Raw genomic sequence first — 12,587 nt, 5'->3', positions numbered from 1 at the left:
TCGTAACCGTGGTCACACCCTCGACGGTCCGGAGATGATCAGGTCCAGCCAGGCAGCCACATGCGGTAGCGCCATTGCTCCAGATCGATCACCTGACCGGTCCAGATGGGCCAGAAGAAGGCGGAGACGAGCACGATCAGCACCAGCAGTGAGCCGGCGAAAAGACCTCCGGCCAGGCGTCTCTCCGCGTCGGCGCCGGGCGGGCCGATGACGAGGCCCAGCACGTACGCCAGGCACAGCAGCAGCCAGGGTTCGAAGACGACCGCATAGAAGGTGAAGATGGTGCGGTCCAGATACAGCAGCCACGGCAGGTAGCCGGCCGCGATGCCGGCCAGAGCAGCCCACGCACGCCCGTCGCGTCGCAGGATCGCGATCACCAGGGTCACCAGCACTGCGAGACTGCCCAGCCACCAGATCAACGGGTTGCCCACGTCCAGGATGTGCGAGGCGCACTCGGCGACCTCGCAGCCGTTCTCCCCGTACTCGTAGGAGCGGTAGTAGAAGTTCGTCGGCCGCAGCATCAGAGGCCAGCCCAACGGGTTGGCCTGATAGGGATGCTCGGAGTCCAGTCCGATGTGGAAGTCGTAGGCCTGGCGGTGATAGAGCCACAGCGAGATCAGCGAATCGAGCGGCCCGAACCCGGTCGCCGCGCCCTGCTCCGCAGCGAGGTGCCGGTTGTACCCGATGGCGGAGGCGAACCAGCCCGCCCAGGAGGCGAGGTAGACCATCAGGGCCGTGCCCACGGTCGCGAAGAACGCCGGGATCGCGTCCTTGACGAGGCCGCCGAGCAGCCATCGGCGCTGGCCGACGCTGCGGCGGGCCCACCAGTCCCACAGCACGGTCATGATCCCGAACACGGCCACGAAGTAGATGCCGGACCATTTCACCGAACAGGCCATGCCCAGCAGTGCCCCGGCGAACAGGCGCCACGGCCGCCATCCGCCGGAGACGCCGAGGCGCGGCTCGGTCTCGACGGCGCCATGGAGCTTCACGGCCTGCAGCGCCAGGTGCTCGCGGAAGCGGTCACGGTCGATCAGCAGCGCCCCGAAAGCGGCCAGGGCGAAGAACATGACGAAGGGGTCCAGCAGGCTGGTGCGCGAATGGACCAGATGCATCCCGTCCACCGCGAGCAGCAGGCCCGCGATCAGGCCGACGGTGGTCGAGCGGAAAAGCCGGCGCCCGATGCGGGCGAGCATCAGCACGGCCACTGCGCCCAGCATCGCGGAGGAGATCCTCCAGCCCCAGGCGTTGTCAGCGCCCAGCAGCGTCATCCCGCCGCCGATCAGCCATTTGCCCAGCGGGGGGTGGACCACGTACGACCCGGTGTCCTCATAGGTGTCCACATCACCGGCCTCGAACACGGAGTCGTGCTCGTCCGGCCACGACATCTCCACGCCCTCCTGGGTGAGGGCGTAGCCATCCTTGACGTAGTAGGTCTCGTCGAAGATGAGCTCCCCGATCGAGCCGAGGCCCCATAGCCGCAGCACGAGCGCCAGACCGAACAGCGCCATGGCACCGGCCCAGGCGAGGCGGGACAGCGGCAGGTCGAAGGTCTTCAGGCGGCGCCGGTAGGAGCTCAGCAGTGCACCGGGCTCCTCATCGACATCGGCGCGATGAGTCGCCTCCTCCTCCGTGTGCACCCGCACATGCTAGGTCATCGCCCCTGCCCCGTCCCGGGGACGCGAGGGGCGTGGGCTGGCTAGCATGGCCGGATGCTCGAACCCGGAGTCCTCACCCTCGCCGCCACGCCGATCGGCAATCCGCTGGATGCGTCCGTGCGCCTGATGCGGGCGCTGGGGGAGGCCGACGTCATCGCGGCGGAGGACACGCGGCGTCTGGCGCGTCTCCTCAGCGCGCTGGAGGTGACCGCGCAGGGGCGCATCCTCTCGTACCACGAGCACAATGAGGCCGAGCGCACCGACGTCCTGCTCGAGGCCCTCGGCGAGGGTGAGCGCGTCCTGATCGTCACGGACGCCGGCATGCCCGTCGTCTCCGATCCCGGATTCCGTGCCGTGCGTGCCGCGACCGAGGCCGGGTACACGGTCACGGTCATCCCGGGCCCATCGGCCGTGCTGACCGCGCTGGCGGCGTCCGGGATCGCACCGGACCGGTTCACCTTCGAGGGATTCCCGCCGCGTCGCGAGGGCCGTCGCGCGAGCGCTCTGGAACCTCTGGCCACCGAGCAGCGGACCATGGTGTTCTTCGAGTCACCACGTCGCACCGCCGTGACCCTCGCCGCGATGGCGGAGGCGTTCGGCCTCGAGCGCCGCGGTGCCGTCGCGCGGGAGCTGACCAAGACCTACGAGGAGATCCAGCGCGGCACCCTGGGCGAGCTGGTCGCCTGGGCGGAGGCCACCGAGGTGCTCGGCGAGGTCGTGATCGTGGTGGCCGGGGCCGAGCCGGTCGCGGCCAGCGCGGAGGATCTGGTCGAGGACGTCCTGGCCCGGGCCGCGGCGGGGGAGCGGCTCAAGGATGCCGCGAAGGCCGCCGCCAGGAGCGCCCCGGGCATCACGGCCAGCGAGCTCTACGACCAGGCGCTGCGACGCAAGGACACTCACGCGCCGCGCGGCAAGGGCTGACTGCTTCTCGGGCGTCCTTGGTGTCCCGGCGGTCCTGCGGACGCACGAAGCCCCCGGCACCATCAGGTGCCGGGGGCTTCGTGCGGACTGGATGGATCGGGCCACGGGCCCGACCGGATCAGTCGTCGATCTGGAGCAGACCGCGCTGGTAGGCCTTGGCCAGCCGGCGCGGCACAGCGGCGCTGCGGCCGCGGACGTTCACCTGCACGAGGTCGGCGTTGTGCGCCTTCCACTGCGAGCGACGGGACCGCGTACGAGAGCGGGACATCTTGAACTTGGGCACTGCCATGGGAACGCTCCTTGACGGTCTGGAGGATGATCGTGCGCTGGCATCCTTCCCGAGCAGCGACCCGAACCCGGTCCAGCTGAGTCGGGGCGCTCGGGTGCGCGACAGGACGCGCAACGACCGCCCATCTTGCCATATCGGCCGCTCTCGCGCCTCCCCCGGAGCTGACCCGATGTCGTGACCTTGCCCACCGCGAACGTCCGGGTGGGCCCACCGTGCGACGAGCGGACCGACCGACGGAGACGGAACCGGACGACGACGGAACCGGCCGGCGGACGAGCACAGCAGGAGTGGCTCGGTGCCGTGGCAGATCCTCCTACGATGGTCGCATGTCGTCATCGCACGAGAACGAGGCCGGGCGAGCCCCCGGCTCAGGGGCCGCCGTCGTATCGGGCGCATCGGCGCCGGCCGCAGCTGAGCCGGGCGCCTCCGCACCGGTGCGCAGCCGGGAGCAGATCGACCCGCGCGGAAGGTCTCGCGACCGCTCCTGGCCGCCCGCCCCGGAGCCGCTGCCGTTCCCGGTGATCGACAACCACTGCCATCTCGACTTCGCCGACGGCGACCAGGAGCTGAGGGTGGCCGACCACGTCCAGCGCGCCGCGGCCGCCGGCATCGACGCCCAGATCACGATCGGCTCCGATCTCGAGGCGGTGCGCTGGACGGCGGCCCTGCTGGCCTCCGAGTCCTGCCCGGCCTCGCTGCGCGGCGGAGTCGCCGTCCATCCCAACGAAGCAGCTCTGCACGCGCGCGGCCGCGACCACGACGGGGAGCCGACGATCTCGCTCGATGCGGCCATCGCCGAGGTCGCCGAGCTGCTGCGCGGGCCCGGGATGGTGGTGGTGGGGGAGACGGGACTGGACTGGTTCCGCACCTCGCGCACGGACGAGGCCGCCCGCACGGCCCAGATCGAGGCCTTCCGCGCCCACATCGCCCTGGCCAAGGAGCTGGACCTTCCCCTGCAGATCCACGATCGCGACGCCCACCGCGATGTGCTCGAGGTCCTCGAGGCCGACGGCGCCCCCGAGCGCACCGTCTTCCACTGCTTCTCGGGCGATGCCGAGTTCGCCCGCGCGTGCGTGAACCGCGGCTACTACCTGTCCTTCGCCGGCAACGCCACCTTCAAGAATGCGGGTGACCTGCGGGAGGCCCTGGCCGAGGTGGGGCTGGGCCAGGTGATGGTCGAGACCGATGCGCCCTTCCTGACGCCGGTGCCGTACCGCGGCCGCCCGAACTCCTCCTATCTGATCCCGCTCACGATGGGCACCATCGCGGAGGTCACCGGGACTGATCTGGAGCAGACGTGCCGCGCGATCCGCTCCACCACCGAGCAGGTCTACCGGTGGCCGGAAGCCACGGCGGCATGAGCACCCGAGCGCCTCGCAGCGCGCACGAGCCCGTCGGCGAGCCGGCCGACGGTGCCGTTGCCGCTGACGACGCCGCCCGCTCCGACGACGTCGCCCCCGCGGATGGCGCCGCCGGCGGGGACCTGCTGCTGACCGGTCGGGACATCCGCGAGCTGGCCGAGGCGGCCGGTATCCGTCCGTCCAAGCAGCGCGGTCAGAACTTCGTGATGGACCCCAACACGGTCCGCACCATCGTCGCGCGCGCCGGCACCGGAGCCGGGCAGGCCGTGCTCGAGGTGGGGCCGGGCCTGGGGTCGCTGACCCTGGGGCTGCTGGAGTCCGGGGCCGACGTCGTCGCCATCGAGCTCGATCGCGGCCTCGCCGAGCTGCTGCCGCTGACGCTGCGAGCCCGAGGAGTCGACGAGGAGCGGTACCGGCTCGTGCACGCCGACGCCCTGCGGGTCACGGAGCTGCCCTCCCTGCCGCGCACCGGAACGCCGAGCACACTGGTCGCGAATCTGCCCTACAACGTGGCCACGCCCATCCTGCTCACGGCCTTCGAGCGCTTCGACTCCCTCCGCACGGCACTGGTGATGGTCCAGTCCGAGGTCGTCGACCGCCTCACCGCTGGCCCGGGCTCACGCGTCTATGGAGGTCCGAGCGTGAAGACCGCCTGGTACGGCCGCGCCGTGCACGCCGGCAGGATCTCCCGGCAGGTCTTCTGGCCGGTGCCCAACGTCGATTCGGCGCTGGTCGAGCTCGTGCGTCATGACCATCCGCTGGGGACCGCGGCCGAACGGGACCGGGTCTTCGCCATCGTCGATGCCGCGTTCGCGCAGCGACGCAAGACCCTTCGCGCCGCGCTCGCCGGCTGGGCCGGCGGCCCGGCGCGCTCCGAACAGATCCTGCGCGCCGCCGGCATCGATCCCGGCGCCCGCGGCGAGACCCTCGGCATCGACGAGTTCCGGGCGATCGCCCGCGCGAGTGAGGAGGCGGCGTGATGAGTGCCGGATGGGACCGGGTTGTCGTGCGCGCACCGGGAAAGATCAACCTCTCGCTCGCCGTGGGAGCGCTCGACGACCGCGGGTACCACCGTCTGGCGACGCTGTTCCAGGCCGTCGATCTGTACGAGACGGTCACCGTCACCCGCAGCGCCGACCTGCGCCTCGAGGTCGACGCCGAGGTCCCCGGGGAGGTCCCGCTGGATTCGAGCAATCTCGCCCTCCGCGCCGCTGAGCTGCTGCGCAGCGAGTACGACCTGGACGAGGGAGCCGCGCTGCACATCCGCAAGCAGGTGCCCGTCGCCGGCGGCATGGGCGGGGGATCGGCCGACGCCGCCGCCGTCCTGGTGGCTCTGGACCGTCTGTGGGGCCTCGGGCTCGGCAGCGAGCGGCTGCGGCAGCTCGGCTCGCGGCTGGGTGCCGACGTGCCGTTCGCCATGCTCGGTCACACCGCGCTGGGCCGCGGGAACGGAGGCGACCTCACGACGGTCCTCACCCATGGCGACTGGACCTGGCTGCTGGCGGTCCCGGGCGGGCACCTCTCGACACCGGAGGTCTACCGTCGCCATGATGAGCTGGCCTTGGCGCGCGGCCGCGCCCTGGCGGAGCATCCGGAGCTCGACGAGCGCCAGCTGCAGGCGTTGAGCAGCGGTGACGCGCAGCTGCTGGGGCAGACCCTGCACAACGACCTGCAGCCTGCCGCGTTCGCCCTGCATCCCGGGCTGGAGCCTCTGGTCGAGCATGCGGAGCAGGCCGGCGCGCTGGGAGCCCTGGTCTCCGGCTCCGGGCCGACGGTCGCCGTGCTGGTGGCGGACGAGGATCAGGCGCACTCGGTGGCCTCGCTCCTCACCGCCGACGGGGTGGTCGAGTCATGCCTGGCGGCCAGAGGCTCGGCGCCCGGAGCGAGCGTGCTCGAGGAGAGCTGAGCCGAGCGTGCTCGCGGGGAGCTGAGAAAGAGGGTCAGCCCACCAGCTCGGAGAGCTCCAGCCAGCGTTCCTCGAGCGTCTCCAGCTCGGCCTCGACCGTGCGCAGCTCCTCGGCGATCGACTGCAGCCCGACGTAGTCCGACTGATCGTGAGCCGCCAGGCGCTCGTGCAGCCTCTGGGTCTGACCGGTGAGCTTCTCCATCCGGCGCTCCACGGACGCGAGCTCCTTCTGGGCCGCGTGCGCCTCGGCTCCCGAGACCGCGGCAAAGCGCGGCGCGGAGACGCCCGTGCCCCTGCCCCCCGTCGAGCTCCGGGCAGTTCCCGCGGGAGTACCCGCTCCGGTGTTCCTGCCGCTGCCACCGGCGCTCGCCGCGCCCGCCTGCTCCGCTGCCGTGCGCAGCTGGATGTACTGATCGACCCCGCCCGGCACGTGCCGGACCTGACCGTCCAGGACCGCGTACTGCATCTCGGTGACGCGCTCGAGCAGGTACCGGTCGTGCGAGACCACGATCAGCGGACCCGGCCAGGTGTCCAGCAGATCCTCCATCGCCGTCAGCATGTCGGTGTCCATGTCGTTGGTGGGTTCGTCGAGCACCAGCACGTTCGGCTCCTCCAGCAGCGTCAGCAGCAGGTTCAAGCGACGCTGCTGGCCGCCGGAGAGGGCGCCGACGCGAACCTTCTGGTGGGCCGCGGTGAACCCGAGCCGCTCCAGCAGCTGGCCGGGGGAGACCTCGTCCTTCCCGGTGCGGTACGAGCTGCGGTAGCGGCCCACCACGTCGCTGATCCGCGAGTCCTGGTCCTCCTGGAGCCCCTCGATCCGCTGGGAGACCTGGCGCACCGTGACCGTCTTGCCGCGCTTGACGCGACCCGCCTGCGGCTCGAGTTCACCCGTGATGAGCTTCAGCAGGGTCGACTTGCCGGCGCCGTTGGGGCCCAGCACGCCGATCCGGTCCGCCGGGCCGATGTGCAGGGTGACCTCGTGCAGCACGCGCACGTCCCCGTAGCCGGCGTCGACGTCGATCAGGTCGATGATGTCCCGGCCCAGTCGGGAGGTCGCCAGCTGTGTCAGCTCCACGGTGTCGCGCACCGGCGGTTCGTCGGCGACCAGCTCGTGGGCGGCGTCGACACGGAACTTCGGCTTCGAGGTGCGGGCCGGGGCGCCCCGCTGCAGCCAGGCGAGCTCCTTGCGCATGAGGTTCTGGCGCTTGGACTCGATGGCCGCGGCCTGCCGGTCGCGCTCGACCCGCTGGAGGATGTAGGCGGCGTATCCGCCTTCGAAGGGATCGACGACGCCGTCGTGGACCTCCCACATGCGCGTGCAGACCGCGTCGAGGAACCAGCGGTCGTGGGTGATGACCACGAGTCCGCCGTCCTTGGCGCTCCAGCGACGGCGCAGATGCTCGGCGAGCCAGGCGATGCCCTCGACGTCGAGGTGGTTGGTCGGCTCATCCAGCAGCAGCACATCCCAGTCGCCGACCAGCAGCTCGGCCAGGTGCACGCGCCGCAGCTGGCCGCCGGAGAGATCCGCCAGGTGCGCCTCCAGGTCGATCTCGTCCAGCAGGCCGGCCAGGACGTCGCGGATCCGCGGATCGGAGGCCCATTCGTACTCGGGCCGGTCGCCGACCACGCGGTGGCGCACGGTGGTCTCCAGCGTCGCCTCGTCCTGCTGGCTCAGCACCCCCACGCGGGTGCCGCCTCGCACGGTGACCCGGCCGGAGTCCGGCTCCTGGAGCCGTGCGAGCAGTCGCAGCAGCGTGGACTTGCCGTCACCGTTGCGACCGACCACACCGATGCGGTCGCCCTCGTCGATCCCGACCGTGACGTTCTCGAGCAGGATGCGGTCGGGCAGGGCGACGTGCAGGGACTGGGTGCCGAGGAGATGGGCCATGCAGGGGAGGTCCTTTGCGAAGACGGGAACGCGTGAGCAGTGGAGATGACGGCGGGGCAGCGGCGCCGGACGCGGCGGCCGGAGGACCCGGAGGATTCAGCCCTCCAGCGGGTCGTCCACCTCGAAGGTCAGCAGCAGCGAGCGCAGCGTGTCCGCGAGGGCGGATCTTCCGTCGGCCGTCAGGGGCCGCAGCAGTTCGCGCTCCGCAGCCAGCAGGGACTCCATGGCGGCGTCCACGCGGGCCACCCCGTCGGGCTGCAGACGCACCTCCACCGCCCGGCCATCGTGCGGGCTGCGGTTCTTGCGGACGAGTCCGCGGGCGACCAGCTTGTCGATCCGTGCGGTCATCGTGCCGCTGGTGACCAGCGTCTGATGCATCAGCGCGCCGGGGGACAGAGCATCGTCCCCGCTGCGACGCAGCGCCGAGAGCATGTCGAACTCCCAGCCTTCGAGACCGGCGGCCGCGAAGGACTCGCGGCGCGCGGTCTCCAGGTATCGGGCCAGGCGTGAGATGCGGGAGAAGACGGCCAGCGGCTCGATGTCGAGGTCTCCTCGCGCCTGCCGCCAGCCCTCGACGATCCGGTCGACCTCGTCATGGTGCGCCGAGGCGGCGCCATGGGAGGAGGGCGGGGTGGACATGGGCCGAGTCTAGGCGGCGGCCCCGCGGCCCGGGCGGGCCCGGACCGTCGCGGGTGGCGCGTCCCACGGCCGCGCGCCCGCCGATCCCGTGCCCGCTCCGATCCCCGGGCACGGGGCGATCCCGTGCGCCCGCCCTCGGTCGCGGAGGTCACCGGGTCAGGGGCGGTCGCCGCCACGCAGGCCGGGCTCCCGCTGCAGGGCGGCCAGTCCGAACCAGGAGAGGTTCACCATGCGGGCGGCCACGATCTCCTTGGCCGGCTCGCGGGTCTCCAGCCACCACTGGCCCGTGTAGGCCACCATCCCCACCAGCATCTGGGCGTACATGGTCGCGTCCCGGGAGGGATAGGAGTGCAGGGCCAACTGGGCGGCCAGGATCTCCTCGACGCGCTGTGACACGTCTGTCAGCAGGGAGGAGAAGGTCCCGCCGGCCTGGCTGACGGGGGAGTCGCGCACCAGGATGCGGAAGCCGTCCTCGTTCTCGTCGATGTAGGACAGGAACGCCATCGCGGCCCGCTCCATCAGCAGGCGGGGGTGGGCGCGCTGATCGCGCAGGGAGCGCTCCAGATCGGCGAGCAGCGTGCTGACCTCGCGATCGACGACTACCGCGTACAGGCCCTCCTTGCCGCCGAAGTGCTCGTACACGATCGGTTTGGAGACCTTCGCCCGGGCGGCGATCTCCTCCACGCTGGCCATGTCGAAGCCGCGCTCGGCGAAAACGCTCCGGCCGACCGCGAGCAGCTGCTCACGGCGCTGCCTGCCGGTCATCCGGGTGGGCCGCCCGCGCGGGGCACCGTTCTCCGCCATGGCGGGCAGTCTTCCACAGCGGCCCGGTGGTCCGTCGCGCGGCCGCGCGGGCGATAGGATCGGCCCGCGTCCGCGACGCCGCCTCCCGTGCCCGCAGTCCGCTGCGCCCGCCGCCACGCGGGTCCTCGACCCCGGGCGGTCGGCGGCATCGGAGACTGCTCCGCCATGGTGTAATCGGCAACACCTCAGATTTTGGTTCTGAAGTTTCAGGTTCGAGTCCTGATGGCGGAACGCCCACCGCTGCTGCTGCGGCGCTGTCGCACCACACCACCCGTCGATCCGAGGAGCCGCTGACGTGGACAAAGCCGAGACGCCTGCCCCCGCCGCTGTCATCGTTCTGGCCGCAGGCGCCGGGACCCGCATGAAGTCCCGGACGCCGAAGGTGCTCCACGAGATCGGGGGCAGGTCCCTCCTCGTCCATGCGCTCACCGCTGCCGAGGGCACCAGCCCCTCGGAACTGGTCGCCGTGCTGCGCCACGAGCGCGACCTCGTCGCCGAGCACCTCGCCGAGCATGCGCCCGAGGTCACGGTCGCCGACCAGGACGAGATCCCGGGCACGGGCCGCGCGGTCCAGTGCGGTCTCGGCCAGGTCGCGGCCACCGAGGGCACCGTGCTCGTCACCTACGGGGACGTCCCCCTGCTGGATCCCGCCGCCCTGCGGGAGCTCGTCGCCGCGCACGAGGACGCCGGGGCCGCGGTCAGCGTGCTCACCGCGCGGGTGCCGGACCCGACCGGCTACGGTCGCATCCTGCGCAGCGAGGACGGCACCGAGGTGCTGGGCATCGTCGAGCACAAGGACGCCACCGACGCGCAGCGGGGGATCGACGAGATCAACTCCGGGATCTACGCGTTCGACCTGGCCGTGCTGCGCGATGCTCTGGGCCGCCTCGGCACCGACAACGCCCAGGGTGAGATGTACCTGACCGATGTGCTGGCCATCGCCCGTGCTGACGGCCGCGCGGTCCGCGCCGTGGTCACCGCGGACGTCACGATGGTCGAAGGCGTCAACGACCGCGTCCAGCTCGCACAGCTCGGCGCCGAGATGAACCGCCGCATCCTCGAGCGCCACATGCGCGCCGGCGTCACCATCGTCGACCCCGCCACCACCTGGATCGACGCCGATGTCACCATCGCGCAGGACGCGGTGATCCGGCCCGGAGTGCAGCTGCACGGTGCCACCGACATCGGCGAGGACGCTGTGATCGGCCCGGACACCACCCTGCGCGACACCGAGGTCGGCTCCGGCGCCGAAGTGCTGCGCTCCCACGCCGTTCTCGCCCAGATCGGGGCCGGCGCCAGCGTCGGCCCCTTCTCCTATCTACGGGCAGGCACCGTCCTCGGGGCCGACGGGAAGATCGGCGGATTCGTCGAGACCAAGAACGCCCAGATCGGCGAGGGTGCCAAGGTTCCCCACCTCAGCTACGTGGGCGACGCCGAGATCGGGGAGGGCACCAACATCGGGGCCGCCACGATCTTCGCGAACTACGACGGGGTGACCAAGAACCGCACCACCGTGGGCAAGCACGTCCGGGTGGGCTCCGACAACATCCTGGTCGCCCCGGTGACCATCGGTGACGGGGCAGCCACCGGCGCGGGCACCACGGTGCGCAAGGATGTGCCGCCGGGCGCTCTGGCCGTCAACGCCGTCGCGCAGCGGAACATGGAAGGATGGACTCTGCGACGCCGTGCGGGGACCGCGGCCGAGACAGCGGCCCGGGCCGCGCTCGGGACCGAGGACAGCCCCGCCACCGAGACGCCTGCAGGACCTGCCGCCGAGGAGAACCAGGAGCACGAGCAGCGATGAGCGGAATCGTCACCACGGGGGAGAAGCGGCTGGTGCTGGCCTCGGGCCGGTCCCACCCCGTCCTCGCCCAGGAGGTCTCCGAGGAGCTCGGCGTCGAGGTGCTCCCGATGGACGCCTGGGACTTCGCCAACGGCGAGATCTACGTGCGCTACGGGGAGTCCGTTCGAGGGACCGACGTGTTCGTGCTGCAGTCCCACCCCGCGCCCATCAACACCTGGCTGATGGAGCACCTGATCATGATCGACGCCCTCAAGCGGGCGTCGGCCAAGCGCATCACGGCCATCGCCCCGAGCTTCCCCTACGCCCGCCAGGACAAGAAGCACCGCGGCCGCGAGCCGATCTCCGCGCGCCTGGTGGCGGACATGTACGAGACCGCCGGCATCGACCGGATGATCTCCGTGGATCTCCACGCCCCGCAGGTGCAGGGCTACTTCAACCGGCCGCTGGACCACCTGATGGCGCTGCCGATCCTGGCCGACTACATCCTGCGCAGCTACGGCGACGAGGACATCGCCGTGGTCTCCCCGGATGCGGGCCGGATCCGCGTCGCGGAGCAGTGGGCCAAGAAGCTCGGCGGGGTCAACCTGGCCTTCATCCACAAGTCGCGCGATGCCAACCGGCCCAACCAGGCCGTCGCCAAGCGCGTGATCGGTGACGTGACCGGCAAGACCTGCATCCTCGTCGACGACATGGTCGACACGGCGGGCACGATCGTGCAGGCGGCCGACGCCCTGGTGGCCAACGGCGCCTCTTCGGTGATCATCGCCACCACCCACCCGATCCTCTCCGACCCCGCCACCGAACGCCTCAAGTCCAGCTCCGTGCGTGAGGTGGTGTGCACCAACACGCTCCCGATCCCGGCGGACAAGAAGTTTGACCGGCTCACGGAGCTCTCCATCGCGCCGCTGATCGCCCGGGCCATCCGGGCCGTCTTCGACGACGGCTCCGTCACCAGCCTGTTCGATGGTGAAGTCTGATCGACGTACTGCGAGCTTGCGAGCGGTAGGAGATCGGGCAGTGCGGTCGGGTCTGATCGACGTACTGCGAGCTTGCGAGCGGTAGGAGATCGGGCAGTGTGGTCGGGTCTGATCGACGTACTGCGAGCTTGCGAGCGGTAGGAGATCGGATGGTGTGGTCGGGTCTGATCGGCGCGAGGCTCCTCACGCCGGCGGCGCCACAGGGGCCGCGGCGTGCTAATCTCACCGCGTCACTTCGGCGAGGGAGTGGGCGCTGCCCCCTCCGTGATCGACGCGGTGCGGATGTCCGGGAGCGGTGCTCCCGTGCCCCGTGGCGTCGCTCATCGCCCGCATCCGCACC

11 protein-coding genes and 1 tRNA gene are annotated in these 12,587 nt (G+C 71.2%); 7 read left to right on the top strand and 5 right to left on the bottom strand.

What is annotated here, in order from left to right:
- Positions 1-38: 38 nt before the first annotated feature.
- Positions 39-1,640 carry a dolichyl-phosphate-mannose--protein mannosyltransferase gene (locus ACFQS2_RS14695; RefSeq protein WP_377794226.1) on the bottom strand — a complete coding sequence of 534 codons (1,602 nt, stop codon included), beginning with the start codon at positions 1,638-1,640 and terminating at the stop codon, positions 39-41.
- A 72-nt stretch (positions 1,641-1,712) separates the two neighbouring features.
- On the opposite strand from ACFQS2_RS14695, the gene rsmI reads away from it, so the two are divergent.
- On the top strand, positions 1,713-2,579 hold the full coding sequence (gene rsmI / locus ACFQS2_RS14690; RefSeq protein ID WP_377794225.1) for a 16S rRNA (cytidine(1402)-2'-O)-methyltransferase: 867 nt from the start codon (positions 1,713-1,715) through the stop codon (positions 2,577-2,579).
- A 118-nt stretch (positions 2,580-2,697) separates the two neighbouring features.
- Here the strand turns inward: rsmI and rpmF are convergent, their stop codons facing one another.
- Complete coding sequence (gene rpmF, locus ACFQS2_RS14685) at positions 2,698-2,868, bottom strand: 50S ribosomal protein L32 (protein ID WP_377019591.1); 171 nt, start codon at positions 2,866-2,868, stop codon at positions 2,698-2,700.
- A gap of 326 nt (positions 2,869-3,194) precedes the next feature.
- Between rpmF and ACFQS2_RS14680 the strand changes: the two genes are divergently transcribed.
- From ACFQS2_RS14680 to ACFQS2_RS14670, 3 genes are read left to right on the top strand one after another with little or no spacing between them, the layout of a single operon-like run.
- Positions 3,195-4,229: a TatD family hydrolase gene (locus tag ACFQS2_RS14680; protein ID WP_377794224.1), complete on the top strand. Its 1,035-nt coding sequence runs from the start codon at positions 3,195-3,197 to the stop codon at positions 4,227-4,229.
- A complete protein-coding gene (gene rsmA / locus ACFQS2_RS14675; protein WP_377019589.1) occupies positions 4,226-5,209 on the top strand; it encodes a 16S rRNA (adenine(1518)-N(6)/adenine(1519)-N(6))-dimethyltransferase RsmA in 984 nt (327 codons plus the stop codon). Before ACFQS2_RS14680 ends, rsmA begins: the two co-directional genes overlap by 4 nt.
- Positions 5,209-6,135, top strand: coding sequence for a 4-(cytidine 5'-diphospho)-2-C-methyl-D-erythritol kinase (locus ACFQS2_RS14670; RefSeq protein WP_377794223.1), 927 nt, complete (start codon positions 5,209-5,211; stop codon positions 6,133-6,135). Before rsmA ends, ACFQS2_RS14670 begins: the two co-directional genes overlap by 1 nt.
- 34 nt (positions 6,136-6,169) lie before the next feature.
- Here the strand turns inward: ACFQS2_RS14670 and ACFQS2_RS14665 are convergent, their stop codons facing one another.
- From ACFQS2_RS14665 to ACFQS2_RS14655, 3 genes are all read right to left on the bottom strand, one after another.
- Complete coding sequence (locus ACFQS2_RS14665; RefSeq protein WP_377794222.1) at positions 6,170-8,023, bottom strand: ABC-F family ATP-binding cassette domain-containing protein; 1,854 nt, start codon at positions 8,021-8,023, stop codon at positions 6,170-6,172.
- Positions 8,024-8,119: 96 nt separating this feature from the next.
- Complete coding sequence (locus ACFQS2_RS14660; RefSeq protein ID WP_377794221.1) at positions 8,120-8,662, bottom strand: MarR family winged helix-turn-helix transcriptional regulator; 543 nt, start codon at positions 8,660-8,662, stop codon at positions 8,120-8,122.
- Between the two features lie 156 nt (positions 8,663-8,818).
- On the bottom strand, positions 8,819-9,466 hold the full coding sequence (locus ACFQS2_RS14655) for a TetR/AcrR family transcriptional regulator (RefSeq protein WP_377019583.1): 648 nt from the start codon (positions 9,464-9,466) through the stop codon (positions 8,819-8,821).
- Between the two features lie 159 nt (positions 9,467-9,625).
- On the opposite strand from ACFQS2_RS14655, the gene ACFQS2_RS14650 reads away from it, so the two are divergent.
- The 3 genes from ACFQS2_RS14650 (at position 9,626) to ACFQS2_RS14640 (ending at position 12,247) form a co-directional block, all read left to right on the top strand.
- Positions 9,626-9,697 (top strand) — tRNA-Gln (locus tag ACFQS2_RS14650).
- Between the two features lie 64 nt (positions 9,698-9,761).
- Positions 9,762-11,270, top strand: coding sequence for a bifunctional UDP-N-acetylglucosamine diphosphorylase/glucosamine-1-phosphate N-acetyltransferase GlmU (gene glmU / locus ACFQS2_RS14645; RefSeq protein ID WP_377794220.1), 1,509 nt, complete (start codon positions 9,762-9,764; stop codon positions 11,268-11,270).
- Positions 11,267-12,247 carry a ribose-phosphate diphosphokinase gene (locus tag ACFQS2_RS14640; RefSeq protein WP_377019581.1) on the top strand — a complete coding sequence of 327 codons (981 nt, stop codon included), beginning with the start codon at positions 11,267-11,269 and terminating at the stop codon, positions 12,245-12,247. Before glmU ends, ACFQS2_RS14640 begins: the two co-directional genes overlap by 4 nt.
- Positions 12,248-12,587: the final 340 nt, after the last annotated feature.

The organism is Brachybacterium sp. GCM10030267 (assembly GCF_042666875.1).
Lineage (GTDB): Bacteria > Actinomycetota > Actinomycetes > Actinomycetales > Dermabacteraceae > Brachybacterium.
Note: the sequence above shows the minus strand (reverse complement) of the source record. Positions and strands in the feature narration are given on the sequence as shown.

What these genes read in the sequence shown, in the direction of transcription:
- rsmI (WP_377794225.1), top strand. Translation starts at nt 1,713, where the DNA reads ATGCTCGAACCCGGAGTCCTCACCCTCGCCGCCACGCCGATCGGCAAT.
- ACFQS2_RS14670 (WP_377794223.1), top strand. Translation starts at nt 5,209, where the DNA reads ATGAGTGCCGGATGGGACCGGGTTGTCGTGCGCGCACCGGGAAAGATC.
- ACFQS2_RS14655 (WP_377019583.1), bottom strand. Translation starts at nt 9,466, where the DNA reads ATGGCGGAGAACGGTGCCCCGCGCGGGCGGCCCACCCGGATGACCGGC.
- ACFQS2_RS14665 (WP_377794222.1), bottom strand. Translation starts at nt 8,023, where the DNA reads ATGGCCCATCTCCTCGGCACCCAGTCCCTGCACGTCGCCCTGCCCGAC.
- ACFQS2_RS14660 (WP_377794221.1), bottom strand. Translation starts at nt 8,662, where the DNA reads ATGTCCACCCCGCCCTCCTCCCATGGCGCCGCCTCGGCGCACCATGAC.
- rpmF (WP_377019591.1), bottom strand. Translation starts at nt 2,868, where the DNA reads ATGGCAGTGCCCAAGTTCAAGATGTCCCGCTCTCGTACGCGGTCCCGT.
- ACFQS2_RS14640 (WP_377019581.1), top strand. Translation starts at nt 11,267, where the DNA reads ATGAGCGGAATCGTCACCACGGGGGAGAAGCGGCTGGTGCTGGCCTCG.
- rsmA (WP_377019589.1), top strand. Translation starts at nt 4,226, where the DNA reads ATGAGCACCCGAGCGCCTCGCAGCGCGCACGAGCCCGTCGGCGAGCCG.
- ACFQS2_RS14680 (WP_377794224.1), top strand. Translation starts at nt 3,195, where the DNA reads ATGTCGTCATCGCACGAGAACGAGGCCGGGCGAGCCCCCGGCTCAGGG.